Origin of the sequence: Puia sp. (genome assembly GCF_035546395.1) — a bacterium.
Classification (GTDB): Bacteria; Bacteroidota; Bacteroidia; order Chitinophagales; family Chitinophagaceae; genus Puia.
In genome coordinates, this window is sequence record NZ_DASZXR010000014.1 from 210,170 (window position 1) to 227,541 (window position 17,372).

Here is a 17,372-nt window from a genome sequence, read left to right on the forward strand (position 1 = left end):
TTTTAGTCTTTTAGCTCATCCAATTGATCCCCGCTTCGGGATTCCATTTCGTGGTGCTCTTTTTCAGCCGGGTCCAAAACTCAATAGAGGACTTGCCGGTAATGTCCCCGACGCCGAACTTGCTTTCATTCCAGCCGCCGAAAGAAAAAGGCTCCCGGGGAACGGGAACCCCCACATTAACCCCAACCATGCCGGCGCTGGCGCGATCGATGACGTAGCGGGCGAAAGCGCCGTTTTGCGTAAAGACAGAAGCCGCATTGCCGTATGGGCTGGCGTTTTCGATGGCGATCGCCTCGTCGAGGGTGTCGACGCGAAGGATGCTGATGACGGGACCGAAGATCTCTTCTTTTGCAACGGCCATATCGGGCTTCACATAATCGATCACTGTAGGGCCGACATAGGTGCCGCCTTCCTTGCCGGGAACGGTATAGCCTCTGCCGTCGACGAGGATCTTTGCACCCTGGCGTTCGGCTTCGGTGATATAGCGTTCGATGCGGTCTTTGGCAGTCTTATCGATGACGGCGCCGAGGTTCTGGCCGGGGACGATCCGGCGGGCTTCCGCGCAAATGCGGTCGATGATCGGGTCTACGGGTCCGACGGCCACCATCGCCGATGCGGCCATACAGCGCTGGCCGGCACAGCCGCTCATCGAGGCGGCGACATTCTGTGCCGTCATCTCGGGCTGAGCGTCGGGCAGTACCAACAGGTGGTTCTTGGCGCCCCCAAGGGCCAGACAGCGTTTGAGATGATGGGTGGCGCGCTGGTACACCAGTTTGGCAACGCGGGTCGAGCCCACGAAGGAAACAGCGTCGATGCCCGGGTGGTCGCAGATGGCTTCCACGATGGCGCTGTCGCCATTGATGATATTGAAGACCCCGTCGGGAAGGCCCGCTTCCTTTAATAAAAGGGCAAGCCGCGCGACGCTAAGGGGAACTTTTTCGGAAGGTTTGATGATCATGCAGTTGCCAAGAGCGATGGCATTGGGGATCGTCCAGTTGGGCACCATCGCGGGGAAATTGAAGGGAACGACCGAGGCCACGACCCCCAATGCGACATGTTCCACCCGGCATTCGACGCCTTTGCTGACTTCGAGGACTTCGCCGCCGATCAACTGCGGCAGGGCCGTAGCGAACTCGGTGAGCTCGATGCATTTCTCGATCTCGGCGACGGCTTCGCCGCGGGTCTTGCCGTTCTCTTCGCTGACGAGGTCCGCCAGCTCGTCGAGGTGCTGCTCGAGCAGGTATTTATAGCGAAAGAATACCTGAACACGCTCCTTGACCGGCGTCCGGCTCCAGCGGGGAAAGGCGGCCCTTGCCGCGGTGACGGCGGCATCCAACTCAGCAGTGGTGGCGCAAGGCATTTCGGCGAGGCGGCTGCCGTCGAGGGGTGAATGAACAGGGAGGCTTCGTCCCGAACTGCTCGTGACGAAGCCTCCGTTGATATAATTTTTTAGAATACCGTATTTACTTTCGGTTGTGACGGCTGGCATTGTATTACTGTTAAGCAATACAATTTAACCTATTTTGGGCTGACCACCAACACCCCAAAAGTACCGGGGATCACCTTGGGGCGCTCGCCTGCAGCGCCGGGTTCGGTGTCAGCGAAGGGTAGGTAAACCCTATGCGTGTGTCCGTCGACCGCAATGGTCCGGGCACTGCGTTTGGTAGGAACATTTTCGGCGACGTTGTAAGCGGCCGCAGAGCTTTGCCTGATCACGGTAAGCTTGCCTTCGCCGCAGGAGGCGAAGATGAGTCCCTTGCTTTCGTCATAGCCGACTCCGTCGCAACCGTCGCCGATGGGAAGCTTTGTGACGACGTTGCCGTTGGTGGCGTCCATAACGACCAGCTGCTTGTCACAACCCGCGAAGAGACGTTTTGTCTTCCGGTCGATCTCCAGGCCGGTGGGGCCCTCGGCGCCGAGCGGCCAGCTGGTGACCACTTTATTCTCACGGATATCCACCACGGTTATTTTGTTCTTGTCTTCGATGTTGACATAGATGCGCCCGGCATTGTCAGACACGGCAGTCTCGGGTTTACCGTCGAGGGCAATGGTGGCCGTCACGGTTCCTTTGGCGGGATCGATGACGGTCAGATCGTGACTGCGGCCATTACAGGTGATGATGGTTTTGGAAAAAGGATCGTATAGGATTGCGTCCGGGTTCTGGCCCGTGGCGATCTGCCCCAGTACCGCGGCAGTCTTCAGGTCGAACACAGTGACGTTGTTCAGCCGGCCGTTACTGGTATAGCCCTTGCCGAGGGATTCGACGAAGGCGATGCCGTGGACGCCGGTGGTGTTGGGGATGACGCCGACAGAGTCCCCCGTCTTCGCATCGAGGATGTTCACCTGGGTGCCATGGGAGACGTATAGTTTTCCGTTCGGTCCGACGGCGATATAGTCCCAGCCGCCGGGGCTGCCGATCTTGAAGGTCTTTGATACCGTATAGCCCTGGGCTCCGGCCCAGGCGGTGATCAGGCAAAGCAAAAGGGTGGTGAGACAATGGCGCATGGTTTTTTTGCCAACTTATGACCCAATTCTGGCGACAAATTGGTTTTAACTCACTCTCTTCCCCTCCAACAGCATATTGACCGCCTGGTCGAGGCTTCCCGCGCGGGTTATCTCACCGCCATTGACGAAGAAGATCTCATCGGCATTCTCAATGGTATTCAGCCGGTGCGCGATGATGACGCGGGTGGTGGTATCCGGCAGCCGCCGCAGGATATCCTCCAGCATCTTCTCGGTGACGGTATCGATATTGGCGGTGGCCTCGTCGAGAATAAGCAGCTCGGGGTTGCGGAGCACCGCGCGGATAAAGGCGATCAGCTGTTTCTGGCCCAGGCTGATACCCTCGCCGGCCGAGGTAACCTTGGTTTCCAGCCCTTCGTCGAAGCGGGTGAGCAGGGTCTCCAGGCCGGATCGATGGAGGACATCGGTCAGCTGTTCGTTGGTGTAGTCCCTGTATTCCTCGTTGCCATATAATATATTGTCGCGGACGGTGCCGGTGAAGAGGAAGGGTTCCTGCAGGATAAAGCCGATCTTCTTTGTACGTTCGGCCGGGGCATAGCTGCGGATATCGCGGCCATTGAGATAGACCGTGCCTTCGCTGGCATCGTACAGCCGGGCGATGAGCGAGGCCGTCGTCGTCTTGCCGCCGCCGGTGGGCCCGACAAGGGCATAGGTCTTCCCCTTTTCCATGCGAAAACTGTTGTGCCGGAGGATGTCCTTGCCTTCCGTGTACCGGAAGGTGACGTCCTTGAATTCCAGCAGCGGCGTAGTGCCGTTGGAGGGTCCGGTCAGCGCCGGGCCCCCGTTGGCCGAAGCCGTGGCCGCCGTTACCGGCAGGGTAGGGAGGTCCGACTCGAGAGAGAGGATATGCGAGATGCGGTCCCAGCCGGCGATGGCTGTCTGGAAGCTGGACCAAAGGGCGGCGATCTGCCGGAGGGGATCGTAGAAATTGCTCGTGTACATGAAATAGCTGACGATAAAGCCAATGGCGAGATAACCGTTGTTCACCAGGTAGACCCCGTAGAGCAGAACGACCATCTGGCCCATGCTGGAAAACAACCCATAAACCGGCGTGAACACGTTGTTAGCGATGCCCGCTCCTACGGCGGCCTTGTAGTTGACTCCATTAGCTGTGTCGAATCGCTGGCGAAAATAATCGCGACGGTTGAAAGCCAGCACCACTTTAAAATTGCCCAGGCTTTCCTGTATCTCGGCGCTCATTGCCCCCGTGGCCTTGAGGCTGGCGGCGTTCTTCTTCTTCACCCAGGGGGAGATGAGTTTCGTATAGATCCACATCAGGGCTGCCGGCGCGAGGGTCGCCAGACCGAGGCGCCAGTTGAGCCAGATCAGTGCGACACCCGCGCCGGAAACGATAAAGATCGTGGAAACGAATTGCATCAGCGACTGGGAAAAAAACTGATTGATCTTATCGGTGTCGTTATTGATCCGGGAGATGAGGTCGCCGGCCTTGTTGCTGGCGAAGAAGGCGACCGGCAGTTCCTGAAGTTTGTTGAATATCGCATTCCGCAGGGTATAGAGCAACTGTTGGCCGAACCCACCCATAAGTATCGTCCGCACATAGACGGCGGCGAGGTTGAGCAGGTAAATGACCATCAGAACGCCGCAAACCGTCAGCACCAATCCATAACCGCTGCCTTGCAGTACGTGCCAACCGAAGAAATCGAGGGTCGTGGAGGCTTCCTTACTCAACAGCACCTTACTGATCGTAAAACCGATGAGTACCGGTGGCAGCATGCTCAAGACGGCATAGAGCACCATGGTTGCCAGGGCCAGGATGAGCTTGCCCCGTTCATCGGGCAGGAGATTGACCAGCTTGACCAGCGCCGGCCAGGTCTTGCTCTTCGGTTGGCCTTCGGTAAGGCTATTAAGATTGTAATTGCGGTTGCTCATAATGGCTGGTGCTTCTTTGTGATTGATAGATCTGGACATATTCCGGGCAGGTCGCCATCAAATGCTCATGAGTGCCCGAGGCGACCAACTCTCCTTCCATCAACAGGACGATCTGTTCGTAATCTTCAATGGAGGCGATCTTCTGGGTGACGGAAAGCAGGGTGATGCCGGGATAGTTCTGCCGGACATTGGCGAGTATCTTCTGTTCTGTTTGGGTATCTACGCGGGCCGTGAAATCGTCCAGCAGCAGGACGCGGGGTTCGATCGCCAGCGCGCGGGCCAGCATGATCCGTTGTTTCTGACCGCCGGAGAGGGTCGTCCCGCGTTCGGAGACGACGGTATCGAGTCTTTCAGGCAGGGAGCCGATGAAGTCGGCGAGCTCCGCGGTGGCAATGGCCTTTTGGAGCGCCGCGTCGGAAACGCTGTCGCCAAACGCGATGTTCTCGCGGATGCTCATATTGAAGATGATGCTATCCTGGAACACAAAGCCGACCTGCCTGTGAAACTCCTCCTTCCTATAATTTTCAAGCGGTTGACCATCGAAGGTGATGGTCCCGCTGTTTGGCTGATTGAGTCCGGTGAGCAGGTATAGAAGTTGCGTCTTACCCGCCGCGGTCGGCCCGATAACGGCCGTCTTGGAGCCGCCGGCGACGCTGAAGGAGATGTCTTTCAGTACCTCTTTCTCACCAAAGGCAACCGTGACGTCCCTGAGTTCGATCTGTCCTTCGAGGGGTTTGACAAGCGTGCCGGTCTCAACCGGATCGGGCGAGTTCAGCACCCCGCTGATACGGGCATAGGCGGCCTGCGCCTGGGCAATGACGTTGCTCATGAACCCGATCACCAGGATAGGGAAGATGAGCATGGTAAGGTACAGGTTGAAAGCGGCGAAATCGCCGAGGCTCATGGTTCCGTTGATGACATAGTGCCCCCCGAGCGCCAGAATGGTGAGCGTGGCCATATTGGCGGTAAAGATGATCACGGGGATCAGCGTAGCGAAGGTTTTCAGGATCCGAAGGCCGAGATGCAGCGCCTTTGCGTTGGCTTCAAGGAATTTGGCATATTCCAGCTGCTGGGACTGGATGACCCGGATAAGGGCCGCGCCGAGGATGCTTTCATTAATGACCTTGTTCAACCAATCGATGACCTCCCGGCTGGCGATGAACAGGGCCCGTACCTTCTTCAGGATGACGAAGAAGGTGACACCGATGATGGGTATTATGGCGATGACGCAAAGGGCCAGCCGCCAGTTGATGGTCATCAGAAAGACGCTGGCGCCGACGATCGTGAAGACGGAGGAAAAAATGGACGGAATGGCCGTCGAAATAAACGTCTTTATAGAATCGACATCCGCCGTGAGATTGGTTAGCAACTGCGCGGGAGAGGTCTTGCTCAGGAAGCTGTAGTTCTGCCGGGAGATGCGGCCGGCCAATTGGGTTCTCAGATCGCGGGCCACCTTTTCGGAGGCATAGGTCTGGACGAAGGTCATTCCCCAGGTGAGAATAAAGACGCCCACCGCCGCCAGCATGAACAGGGTCACGACATGGCCGACATTCGAACGCTGGCCTATAAAAGAATCGATCCCTTGCTGGATGATCTTCGGGATGCCGAGGTTGACGGTGTTCATGACCAGGGCCAAAAGGATCAGCAGGAGGATCAGCCGGCGATAAGGTTTTAGCAGCGGCAAAAGGCTGGGACCTTTGGGTGGTTTACCTTTTGGACCCGTGGGTAAGGAAGGTTTCTGGTTACTCATAACGTGCTCAAAGGTAGCTAAAATACCTCTCGGGAAAAGGGAGTTCCCGGAAGCCGCGGGAAAAGGGCGGTGGAAGGGGGTGAAATGTCGGTGGATGATTTATATTTGGCGAATGAGAAAAGCATTTTTGGGTCTTCTGCTGTTAACACAATCGGTGTTTGGACAATTGCGGCAGATGCCTGCGTACCCGCTGATCACGCATTCCACTTACTTTAGCGTATGGTCCTTTTCGGACTCGCTGGCGACCCAGGAGACGAAACACTGGACGGGGAAACCACAACCGCTGTTGGGTGTACTCGTGGTCGATGGGCAGCGATGCCGTTTTCTCGGAAAGCCTACCCTCGAGGACAGCAGCATGGCATCGACCCGGCCGGCCTTGCAGCAATGGGTAAGCGTGAATGCCACCCAGACGAAGTACCAGTTTGCCTGTGGCGGCGTCGATCTGACTCTGACCTTTACTTCGCCCTTACTGTTGAACGATCTCACGTTGCTCTCGCGACCGGTGACCTATCTTTCCTTCCGGATGCGCAGCAACGACGGAGTACCTCACAGCGCGCAGCTGTATGTCGGTGTCGCCGGAGCGCTCGCGGCCAATACCCCTGACCAGGAGCTGAAGATAGACCAGGGGATTGCCGGAAATCTCGTTTATCTCCGGGCAGGCACCAGGGGACAGCCGGTGCTCGCCAGGAAAGGGGACGACCTGCGGATCGACTGGGGCTATGTATATGTCGCGGCCCCCTCGGAGCCGGGGCTCATCCAGACCATCGGATCGGGCTTTATGCATACCGGTTTTCCCACGATCAAGATCGGCGAGGACCCGGTCGAGAAGCTGGTCCTTATCGGATACGACGAACGCTACTCCGTAAAATTCTTCCACCGGCGCCTCATGCCCTGGTGGCGCAGCCATCCGGAAGGCAATGCGAGGAAGGCGACGCTCGAAGGGGTGCTGCAAAACGCCTATACCGGTTATGACAAGGTCCTCTCCCGTTGCGATACATTCAACAAGACCATGTACTCCAACGCGATGAACGCAGGGGGACAGAACTATGCAGACCTCTGCGTGGCGGCCTACCGGCAAAGCATCTCCGCACACGCACTGGTGCAAAGCCGGAAGGGCGAACTGCTGTTCCTTTCCAAAGAGAACTTCAGCAACGGTTCAATCAATACGGTCGACGTGACCTATCCGTCGGCTCCTTTGTACCTGTTGTATAATCCCCGGCTGCTGGAAGGGATGCTGAACGGCATCTTTTATTACAGCGAGAGCCATCGCTGGAAGAAACCTTTTGCCGCACATGATCTCGGCACCTATCCGATCGCCAATGGACAGACCTATGGCGAAGATATGCCGGTGGAAGAGTGCGGCAACATGATCCTGCTCACCGCGGCCATCACGAAGGCGGAGAACAGTCCCGACTATGCCCGGCAGCACTGGGCGACCCTCGGCGCCTGGGTGCGGTACCTGGAGACCAAAGGTTTCGATCCCGTGAACCAGCTTTGTACCGACGATTTTGCAGGGCATCTTGCCCGCAACGCCAATCTCTCGGTAAAGGCGATCGTCGCGATCGGCGCCTATGGCTGGATGGCCGAACAGCTGGGCAAGGACGCAGAGGCGGCAAAATACCGGCAGCTCGCGGCGGACATGGCAAAGAAATGGATGCGGATGGCGGACGCAGGCGATCACTACTCACTGACCTTCGACCGGAAGGACAGCTGGAGCCAGAAATACAACCTGGTTTGGGATAAGCTGCTGGGATTGAAATTATTCCCGGCCGAAGTATATGAGAAGGAGATAGCCTGGTATCTCACCCACCAGGAGCCCTTCGGCCTCCCCCTGGACAGCCGTAAGACCTACACAAAGTCCGACTGGATCTGCTGGACGGCTACACTGGCCTCGAAGCCCGAAGATTTCGAAGCCCTGATCGACCCGGTGCACAAATACCTGACCGAAACGCCGAGCCGCGTGCCGCTGAGCGACTGGCATGAAACCACCGATGGACGCCAGGTGGGATTCCAGGCCCGCAGCGTGGTGGGCGGATATTTTATGAAACTTTTAGATTACCAATGGAACAAACGATGAGAAAGCTTTTTCCTTTTTGCCTGCTGGCTTTACCCCTTTTGACAAAAGCGCAGACCGCTCCGGATTTGGTGCAATATGTCCATCCCATCTTCGGCACCCAACGGATGGGGCATGTGTATCCCGGCGCCACCGCGCCATTCGGGGCCGTGCAGCTGAGCCCGGACACCGACACGATCCCCTATGAGCTGAACGGGAAATACAACCCCGATGTATATAAATACTGCGCCGGTTATCAATACGACGACAAGACGATCGTAGGGTTCAGCCATACGCACTTCAGCGGAACGGGGCACTCCGATCTCGGCGACTTTTTGATCATGCCGACGACGGGCGAATTAAAACTGAATCCGGGCGTCGCAACACAGCCGCGTAGCGGTTATCGTTCGGCCTTTCGCCATGAAGCGGAAACGGCAGAGGCGGACTATTACAAAGTGAAGCTCGAAGATTATAATATCCTCGCCGAGCTGACCGCCACGACGCGGGTCGGATTTCACCAGTATACCTTCCCCGCAACCAACCAGGCGCATATCATCCTCGACCTGATGCACGGCATCTATAATTACGACGACAAGAATGTGTGGACCTACCTGCGTGTCGTCAACGACACCCTTGTCACCGGCTACCGGGAGACCAACGGCTGGGCGCGCACGCGGCGGGTGTATTTTGCGATGGTGTTCTCCAAGCCATTCGACCAATACGGGGCCCGCAAATACGATCGCCGACAGGCCTATCACGGATTCTGGGGCCATTTCGACCAGAACCACAATTTCCCCGAGCAGGCAGGACGGCAGATCCGGATGCACTTCGACTTCAAGACCCAGGAAGGGGAGAAGGTGAAGATCAAATTCGCGCTGTCGCCGGTAAGCACCGAAGGCGCCCTGCTGAACCTGCGGACCGAGATCCCCGGATGGGATTTCGAGGCGGTAAAACGGCAGGAACAGGAGGCCTGGAATACCGAGCTGAGCAAAGTAGTCATCGACGCGGGCCAGGAGGAAAAGGAGAATTTTTATACCTCGATGTACCACGCGTTCATCAACCCGACAGTCTACATGGATGTCGACGGAAGGTACCGGGGGGTCGATCAGCTGGACCATACCGCGGAGGGCTTTGTGAACTATACGACGTTCTCCCTGTGGGATACGCACCGTGCGCTGCATCCGCTGTTCAATATCCTGCAACCGACGCGCAATGCCGATATGATCCGCAGCATGCTGGCCCATTATCAGCAAAGCGCCGAACATATGTTACCCATCTGGTCGCATTATGCGACCGAGAATTGGTGCATGAGCGGCTATCATTCCGTATCCGTCATCGCAGACGCCATCGTCAAGGGCAATACGCCTTTTGACCCCAACAAGGCCCTTGATGCCTGTATCGCGACGTCGACCCGGCGCAGCTTCGAGGGATTGGGCGACTATATCGACAAGGGATATATCCCCGCCGAAAGGGACGGGGTGTCGGTCTCTTCCACGCTGGAATATGCCTATGACGACTGGTGTATCGCGCAGGCGGCAAAGAAGCTGGGCCGGATGGACGTCTACGACACCTACAGCAAGCGGGCGCAGAACTATAAGAATGTCTGGGATCCTTCGATCGAATATATGCGGCCGCGGTTGAGCGACGGCAGCTTCCGCAAGGATTTCGATGTGCTGAGCACCAACGGCCAGGGTTTTATCGAAGGCAATGCATGGAACTACAGCCTCTATGTGCCGCACGATCCCGCCGCGCTGGTGGCGATGTATGGCGGCAACAAGCCCTTTGTCCGCCACCTGGACTCATTATTTACGATGGAGCTGCCCGACAAGTTCTTTGCCGAGACGGAGGACATCACCCGCGATGGCATCATCGGCAACTACGTTCACGGTAACGAGCCTTCGCATCATGTCGCCTACCTGTACAACTGGACCGACCAGCCCTGGAAGACACAGGAGAGGGTGCGGATGATCCTGAAAAAACAGTACAAACCAGCCCCGGATGGGCTCGGCGGCAACGATGACTGCGGCCAGATGAGCGCATGGTATATCTTTACGGCGCTGGGATTCTATCCCGTGGCGCCGGGTTCCGGGGATTACTCGCTGGGCAGCCCGGCGATCAATAGGGCGGTGATCCGGTTGGAGAGCGGCAAAACATTTACCATTCAAGCTGAGAATCAAAGCGATAAGAATGTATATGTAAAGAAGGTCACCTTGAACGGCAAGCCGCTTGCCGGGCATACTTTGACTCATCAACAGATTATGCAAGGGGGAACCCTGGTCTTTTACATGAGCGCAAGCCATTAGTGAAAACCGCAACCGCGAATCTGCGTCTTTTTACTATTGCAAACATCCCGTTTTTTTCATATATTAGATATGAGGAATTGATTATTATCATATAAAATGCCGTCATATGAAAAAAACCGCACACTCCATGCATGTAGGTGCAGCCGCTCAAACGATCCTGCTGGCTGTCGCGTTTCTCGGGCTGGTGATGTTCTTATCGTATTTGTTTATTACCGGCAATAGCTAAGGGCCAATCCTGACCCATAAATCTAAAAGGCCAGCGCTGCGAGCTGGCCTTTATTATTATATTATGGATTGACATTATAGGACGTGCTGAACTTACCGTTGGTGATCACGACGCTGTCGTTGAAGTTGGCGGCCGAATGACCGGTGGCGGTAAAAGAGCCTGCAATCTTATGGCCGATGCTGTCGATGGAGGTAATGGTCAGCTGGAGTTGGTCTTCGGTCGACCAGGCGTCATATTCAGTGCCTTTGGCCGTATAGGAGAGCGTGAGGAGGGTATCTGCGGGAAGAACCTGGTTGAAGGCTTTTGCGGGCCATGGCATGGTGACCTGGAAGGCCGAAGTGTCATTGGTCCGTTGCGAATAGCTTACGATCGCCAGTTCGCCGAGACCATAGGAATAGGCGCCGAGGGTGGTGGTGCCCTGGTAGGAAGTGGGGCCGATGGTTGCCGAGAAACTGCCGGAGGGAGAATTATTGTTGCTCTTGGAACAGCCGGCGAAGGAGAAAAAGAGCAAAAATGCGGCAACACGGTATTTCATGGGGCAAAGATAAAAAAAAGGCCGGCGTCAGCCGGCCCGGGTCTGTGATTTATAGAAATCTTATTGTTTCGTATAGGAGGAGCTGAACTTCCCATTGGTGATCAGGACGCTGTCGTTAGCCGAGGCATAGGCCGTCCCGGAGAAGGTCCCGCTGATCTTGTGACCGACGGAGTCCAGCGTGTTGATGGTCAGGGTGACGTGGCCGTTCTGGGAATACGCTGCATAATCGGCCCCGTTGCTGCCGACGTAGTCCATTTCCAGGAAGGTGGTGTCCGAGGAGATGGCCTTGCCGACCTTGGCATTGGGTATAGTCAGGAAAAAGCCGGTGGTGTCCTTGCCTTGTACATTGTAGCTGGCGATGAGGAACATGTCCAGGTAGGTCGAATAAGCCGCCTGGGTATGCGCACCCGACACGTTGGTAGCGCCAACCGTGGCGGAAATGTTATCCCCGCCGCCGTTGTTGTTATTTTTCTTACAGCTGGAGGCGAGAACGAGGGCAAAAGCGGAAGCGATGAGGGAGAGGGAGCAGATACGCGTAGGTCGCATAGTCAGGTTTTTTGATATAGGAATTGAATTACCCGCTAAAAACGGCTTTTGCCCGGGTTTATTTTTATTTCCCCTAAAAGTTATTCACTACCGAATACGTTCCCGAGAAGGGGACATATTCAGTTATTGAGTCAATGACAAATGTACGGGCAATTTGACCGATATTTGCCGGTCGAATGGTAACCATTGGAAATATCGTTTTGCCGGATGCCCCCTTATTGTTGGCGCCGATGGAAGATGTGAGCGATCCGCCTTTTCGGGCTGTCTGCAAGGCTTTCGGGGCTGATCTTACCTACTCCGAGTTCATTTCAAGCCAGAGCCTGGTAAAGGGGGCGATCCACGCCCGGCGAAAGCTGGACATCTTCGAGACCGAGCGGCCGGTGGGTATCCAGCTATACGGCGGTGACGAGGAGAGCCTGGCGATGGCGGCCGCGATCGTGGGGGTCACCGATCCCTCTTTACTGGACATCAACTTTGGATGCCCGATAAAGGGCGTTGTCGGCCGCGGTGCGGGGGCGGGAGTCCTGCGGGACCCGGATCGGATGGTTCGGTTGACCAGGGCCACGGTCCGGGCGACATCGCTGCCGGTGACCGTCAAGACCCGGCTGGGCTGGGATGAGCGTTCCAAAAACATCGTCGAGGTGGCCGAACGGCTTCAGGACGCCGGTATCGAGGCGCTGACCATTCACGGCCGGACCCGTTGTCAGCTGTACAAAGGCGAAGCGGACTGGGCGCTGATCGGGGCGGTGAAGAACAATCCGCGGATGCGGATACCGATATTTGGGAATGGCGATATCGACAGTGCGGAAAAGGCGGTGGAGTATGCTGACCGGTATGGGGTAGACGGGATCATGGTGGGTAGGGCGGCGATCGGCTACCCATGGATCTTCCGCGAGATAAAGCATCTTCGACAAAAAGGGACACCCGCGCCGCCGCCGACGGTGGAAGAGCGCGTCGAAGTTTGCCGGATGCACCTGGCGGGCGCCCTGCGCTGGAATGGCGCGGCACAGGGGCTGAACGAGATGCGGGGCCGTTATGCCCACTATCTGAAAGGGCTTCCGGCGATCCAGCAATATACGCGGCGGCTGGTGCGGCTGCCGGATGCCGATGCTGTCGGCGCCCTGCTGGACGAGATCGAGGCGGAATACCGGGGCTACGTGACGTCCCCCGAGCCGATCCGGCTGGTGAACTATCATACGAATTGCGCGTTGTAGGTTCGCAAAAGACCCTAACTTCGGGCGCGAATCCAAAGTTGCCAAACTTAAATCTACGCACGTGTTCACTACTAAACTCCTTCTGCTGGCCGGCGCGGTCCTTGCGGGATCGTCCACTATGGCACAGCAAAGATCCATCACCGTCTATACAACGGCCGCCAACACACAACTCCGGTTGTCGGAGAACGGCAAGCTGAACTTCTCGCCGGGACGTCAGCCGCTGGAGACGGAGCCTTTCGTACTCGTGGACCCATCCGTAACCTTCCAATCCATTGTCGGCATCGGCGGCGCGCTGACCGATGCGTCGGCGGAGACCTTCGCCAAACTGCCGAAGGACAAACAGCAGGAGCTGCTGGCCGCCTACTACGGCATGGGTACCGGTATCGGTTATACGCTCGCCCGCACGAATATCCAGAGCTGCGACTTCTCCAGCGGCACCTATAGCTATGTGCAGGAAGGGGATTCCGCGTTGAAGACCTTCAGCGTCGCCCATGACGAACAATACAAGATCCCGCTGATCAAACAGGCAATAGCCGCGGCCGGCGGAAAGCTGAAGCTGTTCGTCTCCCCCTGGAGCCCGCCCGCCTTTATGAAGGACAATAACAGCGTGATAGACGGCGGTCATCTCAGACCCGAATTCGCGGCGGCCTGGGCCAGATTTTACGTGAAATTCATCAAGACCTATGAAGCGAAGGGGATCCCCATCTGGGGCTTGTCGGTGCAGAACGAACCCATGGCCAAACAAAAATGGGAGTCCTGTATCTATACGGCGGCGGAAGAGCGGGATTTCATCAAGAATCATCTCGGCCCTACGCTGGCCAAAGCCGGGATGGGGGAGAAGAAGCTCATTGCCTGGGATCATAACCGGGACCTCGTCTTTCAAAGAGCAAGCACCATTCTCGGGGATCCGGCGGCGGCGAAATATGTCTGGGGCATCGGCTTCCACTGGTACGAGACCTGGACGGGCGGGCCGATGCAGTTCAACAACGTACAGCTGACCCATGCGGCGTTCCCTTCGAAGAACCTCATCTTTACGGAAGGGTGCAAGGAGAAATTCTCCTTCGACAGCCTGCATGCCTGGTCGCTGGGCGAACGGTACGGGTATTCGATGATCAATGACTTCAACGACGGAACGGCGGCCTGGACCGACTGGAACATCCTGCTGGATGAGAACGGCGGGCCCAACCATGTCGGCAATTTCTGCTTTGCCCCGGTACACGCCGATACGCGGACGGGTGAGCTGATCTATACCAATGCCTTCTATTACATCGGGCATTTCTCGAAATTCGTCCGGCCGGGAGCGCGGCGGATCGCGGTCTCGTCCAATCGCGCACAATTGCAAACCACGGCCTTCGTGAACAAAGACGGCAGCATCGCCGTCCTGGTCATGAATTCGACGGATGAGTCGATCCCTTACCGGCTGCTGCTGAAAGGTCAGTCGGCCATGACCGAAAGTATGCCGCATTCCATCGTCACGTTAATCATCAAATAATGACCTCTCTTTCCAGGCTGACCCTATTGAGCATAGCGCTGAGCGGCGTACTCGGCCCCGTTTCCGCGCAAAAAGAGCGGCCGGTGACGGTCTGGCTGACCGATCCGGCACATTCCGTATTCTTTCAACGACAGCCGGAACTGTTCCTGGATAAGGGCGGCGTCAACGGCGGAGACCCGGTGATCGCAATGGATGAAAAGAAAACTTTTCAACATGTCGACGGTTTTGGATGGGCCCTGACGGGCGGCAGTGCACAGCATATCATGGCGATGAGTCCCGATGCGCGGACAGCCCTGCTGCAGGAGTTATTCGGAACCGACAGCAACCATATCGGTGGAAGCTATCTGCGGGTGAGCGTCGGCGCCTCCGATCTGAACGATCATGTCTTCTCCTACGACGATCTTCCCGCGGGGCAGACGGATACCGCGCTCGATCATTTCGACCTTGGGCCGGACAAGAACGAGGTGATCCCGGTGTTGCAGCAGATCATTGCCATCAATCCCGAGATCAGGATTCTCGCTTCGCCCTGGTCGGCCCCGGCATGGATGAAGAATAACCACGACACCCGCGGGGGCAGCCTGCTGCCGCAATATTACCGAACCTACGCAAAATACCTGGTGAAGTATATTCTTGCCATGCAGCAGAACGGTATCGGCGTGGGCGCCATTACCGTTCAGAACGAACCGCTGCATCCCGGCAACAATCCCAGCATGTTCATGCCGGCGATCGCCGAAGCGGCCTTTGTAAAGGTCCTTGGGCCGATGATCGCCGAGGAGCGGCTGGACACGAAGATCATCGTCTATGACCATAATGCGGATCGCCCCGACTACCCGGATTCCATCTACCGGGACCCCGAGGCGGCCAAATGGGTGGACGGAGCGGCCTTTCACCTCTATGGCGGAAAGATCGAGGCCCTGACGCCGCTGCATGATTCCTTCCCCGACAAGAACCTTTATTTCACCGAACAATGGGTGGGAGCGCCGGGCGACTTTACAAAGGATATCCCCGAGCATGTCGACAAGCTGATCATCGGCGCGATGCGGAACTGGTGCAAGACCGTGATCGAATGGAACCTTGCGGCCAACTCGAAGTGGCAGCCCCATACCGACCGCGGCGGTTGTGACCGTTGTCTCGGGGCCGTAACGATCGACGGGGATGCGGTCAAAAGAAATCCCGCCTATTACATCATCGCGCATGCCGCAAAATATGTACGGCCGGGATCGGCGCGCATCTCCAGCAATTCGGACGAGCAGTTGCCCAATGTCGCGTTCCGGACGCCGACAGGGCAGGCGGTGCTGATCGTGCTGAACAACACCGCGGCAGAGAAGGGATTTACGATAGAATTAAAAGGAAAACGACTGCACACAACACTAAATGCCGGTGCAGTCGCTACCTATGTTATTCAACTATAAAGATCATTGCGCATCCCACCAGACCCGGTCGGTGAATTGAGCCGACTGTTGGGGTTGAGGGTTGGTATTCAGCTCGGATTGCGGATAGATCAGGCGGCGGGGAATGCCGGCCGTCTGCGCATTCGGAACGATGGTAAGCGCAGGCCAGCCCGTGCGGCGCCAATCGTTGTAATTCTCCGGCGACAGCATATGAGCGATGCGTTTCTCCTCGATGATGCGTTGCAGGGCATTCCCGGCCGTGAGCGTACCCCGGCTGCCGAGGTAGGTCGTGATATCGCCCGCGGCAACCCCGATCTTTGTCATATTATTCGTGATCGCGGCTGTGTAGAAAGGCTGGGCGGCTCCGACGCCGGTGACCAGCCAGTTGGCTTCGGCCTGGATGAACTGCACTTCAGTGTAGGGCATGATGTACTGGGTCGCGTCTGCCGCGGAATAATAATCCCCAAAGGAGGAATAATTGCCCAGATCACCGATGGTCGGCGTACCGATTGGCCGGCCGGTATAAAGACCGGTGTTCCTGGACTTGGTGATCACGAACGGCAGGCGTGGATCATTACGGGCAACCAATGTATCCACGATGGCCGAGGAAGCGCAAAGTGTCGAGTACGGCAGCATAATGGTATACCAGGCTGCCTGTGACGTCGCGCCCCCGGGATAGGCGAATTTCCAGTCATCATCATTGGAGGTCATTCCGTTTTGCAAAGCGGTAAGCGCCAGCTGCGCCTGAGCCACCGCCGTATGCCCAGGCGCTTTCGTCAGGTGCATATAATATCTCGCCTTCAGGCTATAGGCCAGCTTCACCCACTGGCTCATCTTCCCGCCATAGAAATAATCGTCGGCGCCTACTTTTAACCCCGCGCTTTTACCGATATCCGCGATCCCCCGGTCAAGCAAGGCCTGGACACTGTCATAGATGGATTCCTGTTTATCATAGGTGGGCTGCAAATTCGAAGCGCCCCCCAGCGCTTTGGAATAGGGAATATCGCCCCAGAGATCGGTCGTGAACCCGAGCGTATAAGCAGTGAGTATCTCGGCGATCCCGGTGTAATTGGCGTTGCCATTCTTCTGGCTGATATCGGTCAGCTGCTTCAGATTGATCAACACGGTATTGTATACCTGCTGCCAGCTTAGGTTCATATCTGTTCCAACGAAGAAATACGTGCCGTAATTCAGCGCCACCTGGTTATAACAGATAGTTTGCATGAAATGATTGGTGAAGGTGGCAGCCTCGCCTTCGCCGTCATTGCCCTGGCTGCCGCCGGCGTCGATGCCGTGGGCGATATTTTCTTCGATGGGCGCCAAAAGGATCTTTTCCTGCACCGACAAAGGGTTGTTCGGGTCCTGGTTGACGTCCACGAACTTTTTACATCCTGTCCCCGCCAGGACTGCGAGGATCGCTGTATATGCTATTATTTTTTTCATGGTGTT

General features: G+C 56.7%; 12 protein-coding genes. 5 read left to right on the forward strand and 7 right to left on the reverse strand.

Features of this window, described 5'->3' with window-relative positions:
* Window positions 1-10: 10 nt before the first annotated feature.
* The 4 genes from VHE34_RS13565 to VHE34_RS13580 are packed head-to-tail and all read right to left on the reverse strand — an operon-like array spanning window position 11 to window position 6,163.
* Window positions 11-1,489, reverse strand: a complete 1,479-nt coding sequence (locus VHE34_RS13565; protein WP_325588746.1) for a CoA-acylating methylmalonate-semialdehyde dehydrogenase — start codon at window positions 1,487-1,489, stop codon at window positions 11-13.
* Between the two features lie 29 nt (window positions 1,490-1,518).
* Complete coding sequence (locus VHE34_RS13570; RefSeq protein ID WP_325588748.1) at window positions 1,519-2,505, reverse strand: YncE family protein; 987 nt, start codon at window positions 2,503-2,505, stop codon at window positions 1,519-1,521.
* 45 nt (window positions 2,506-2,550) lie between these two features.
* Window positions 2,551-4,452, reverse strand: coding sequence for an ABC transporter ATP-binding protein (locus tag VHE34_RS13575; protein WP_325588750.1), 1,902 nt, complete (start codon window positions 4,450-4,452; stop codon window positions 2,551-2,553).
* Window positions 4,388-6,163, reverse strand: coding sequence for an ABC transporter ATP-binding protein (locus VHE34_RS13580; RefSeq protein ID WP_325588752.1), 1,776 nt, complete (start codon window positions 6,161-6,163; stop codon window positions 4,388-4,390). Before VHE34_RS13580 ends, VHE34_RS13575 begins: the two co-directional genes overlap by 65 nt.
* A 112-nt stretch (window positions 6,164-6,275) precedes the next feature.
* On the opposite strand from VHE34_RS13580, the gene VHE34_RS13585 reads away from it, so the two are divergent.
* Window positions 6,276-8,240: a glutaminase domain-containing protein gene (locus tag VHE34_RS13585; RefSeq protein WP_325588754.1), complete on the forward strand. Its 1,965-nt coding sequence runs from the start codon at window positions 6,276-6,278 to the stop codon at window positions 8,238-8,240.
* Complete coding sequence (locus VHE34_RS13590) at window positions 8,237-10,519, forward strand: GH92 family glycosyl hydrolase (RefSeq protein ID WP_325588756.1); 2,283 nt, start codon at window positions 8,237-8,239, stop codon at window positions 10,517-10,519. Before VHE34_RS13585 ends, VHE34_RS13590 begins: the two co-directional genes overlap by 4 nt.
* Before the next feature lie 287 nt (window positions 10,520-10,806).
* On the opposite strand, the gene VHE34_RS13595 is transcribed toward VHE34_RS13590, so the two are convergent.
* Window positions 10,807-11,280, reverse strand: a complete 474-nt coding sequence (locus VHE34_RS13595) for a hypothetical protein (protein WP_325588758.1) — start codon at window positions 11,278-11,280, stop codon at window positions 10,807-10,809.
* Between the two features lie 60 nt (window positions 11,281-11,340).
* On the reverse strand, window positions 11,341-11,826 hold the full coding sequence (locus tag VHE34_RS13600; protein ID WP_325588760.1) for a hypothetical protein: 486 nt from the start codon (window positions 11,824-11,826) through the stop codon (window positions 11,341-11,343).
* Between the two features lie 176 nt (window positions 11,827-12,002).
* Here VHE34_RS13600 and dusB point away from each other — a divergent pair, with 176 nt between their 5' ends.
* The 3 genes from dusB (at window position 12,003) to VHE34_RS13615 (ending at window position 15,944) form a co-directional block, all read left to right on the forward strand.
* Window positions 12,003-13,040: a tRNA dihydrouridine synthase DusB gene (gene dusB, locus VHE34_RS13605; RefSeq protein WP_325588762.1), complete on the forward strand. Its 1,038-nt coding sequence runs from the start codon at window positions 12,003-12,005 to the stop codon at window positions 13,038-13,040.
* 61 nt (window positions 13,041-13,101) lie between these two features.
* On the forward strand, window positions 13,102-14,532 hold the full coding sequence (locus VHE34_RS13610) for a glycoside hydrolase family 30 protein (RefSeq protein ID WP_325588764.1): 1,431 nt from the start codon (window positions 13,102-13,104) through the stop codon (window positions 14,530-14,532).
* Window positions 14,532-15,944, forward strand: coding sequence for a glycoside hydrolase family 30 protein (locus VHE34_RS13615; protein ID WP_325588766.1), 1,413 nt, complete (start codon window positions 14,532-14,534; stop codon window positions 15,942-15,944). The genes VHE34_RS13610 and VHE34_RS13615 overlap by 1 nt, the downstream gene beginning before the upstream one ends.
* 3 nt (window positions 15,945-15,947) lie before the next feature.
* Here the strand turns inward: VHE34_RS13615 and VHE34_RS13620 are convergent, their stop codons facing one another.
* The gene (locus tag VHE34_RS13620; protein ID WP_325588768.1) at window positions 15,948-17,366 is read right to left on the reverse strand and encodes a SusD/RagB family nutrient-binding outer membrane lipoprotein; all 1,419 of its coding nucleotides are present in this window, start codon (window positions 17,364-17,366) and stop codon (window positions 15,948-15,950) included.
* Between the last annotated feature and the right edge of the window lie 6 nt (window positions 17,367-17,372).

What these genes read in the sequence shown, in the direction of transcription:
- VHE34_RS13585 (WP_325588754.1), top strand. Translation starts at nt 6,276, where the DNA reads ATGAGAAAAGCATTTTTGGGTCTTCTGCTGTTAACACAATCGGTGTTT.
- VHE34_RS13600 (WP_325588760.1), bottom strand. Translation starts at nt 11,826, where the DNA reads ATGCGACCTACGCGTATCTGCTCCCTCTCCCTCATCGCTTCCGCTTTT.
- VHE34_RS13595 (WP_325588758.1), bottom strand. Translation starts at nt 11,280, where the DNA reads ATGAAATACCGTGTTGCCGCATTTTTGCTCTTTTTCTCCTTCGCCGGC.
- VHE34_RS13575 (WP_325588750.1), bottom strand. Translation starts at nt 4,452, where the DNA reads ATGTCCAGATCTATCAATCACAAAGAAGCACCAGCCATTATGAGCAAC.
- VHE34_RS13570 (WP_325588748.1), bottom strand. Translation starts at nt 2,505, where the DNA reads ATGCGCCATTGTCTCACCACCCTTTTGCTTTGCCTGATCACCGCCTGG.
- VHE34_RS13590 (WP_325588756.1), top strand. Translation starts at nt 8,237, where the DNA reads ATGAGAAAGCTTTTTCCTTTTTGCCTGCTGGCTTTACCCCTTTTGACA.
- VHE34_RS13615 (WP_325588766.1), top strand. Translation starts at nt 14,532, where the DNA reads ATGACCTCTCTTTCCAGGCTGACCCTATTGAGCATAGCGCTGAGCGGC.
- VHE34_RS13620 (WP_325588768.1), bottom strand. Translation starts at nt 17,366, where the DNA reads ATGAAAAAAATAATAGCATATACAGCGATCCTCGCAGTCCTGGCGGGG.
- VHE34_RS13580 (WP_325588752.1), bottom strand. Translation starts at nt 6,163, where the DNA reads ATGAGTAACCAGAAACCTTCCTTACCCACGGGTCCAAAAGGTAAACCA.
- dusB (WP_325588762.1), top strand. Translation starts at nt 12,003, where the DNA reads ATGGTAACCATTGGAAATATCGTTTTGCCGGATGCCCCCTTATTGTTG.
- VHE34_RS13565 (WP_325588746.1), bottom strand. Translation starts at nt 1,489, where the DNA reads ATGCCAGCCGTCACAACCGAAAGTAAATACGGTATTCTAAAAAATTAT.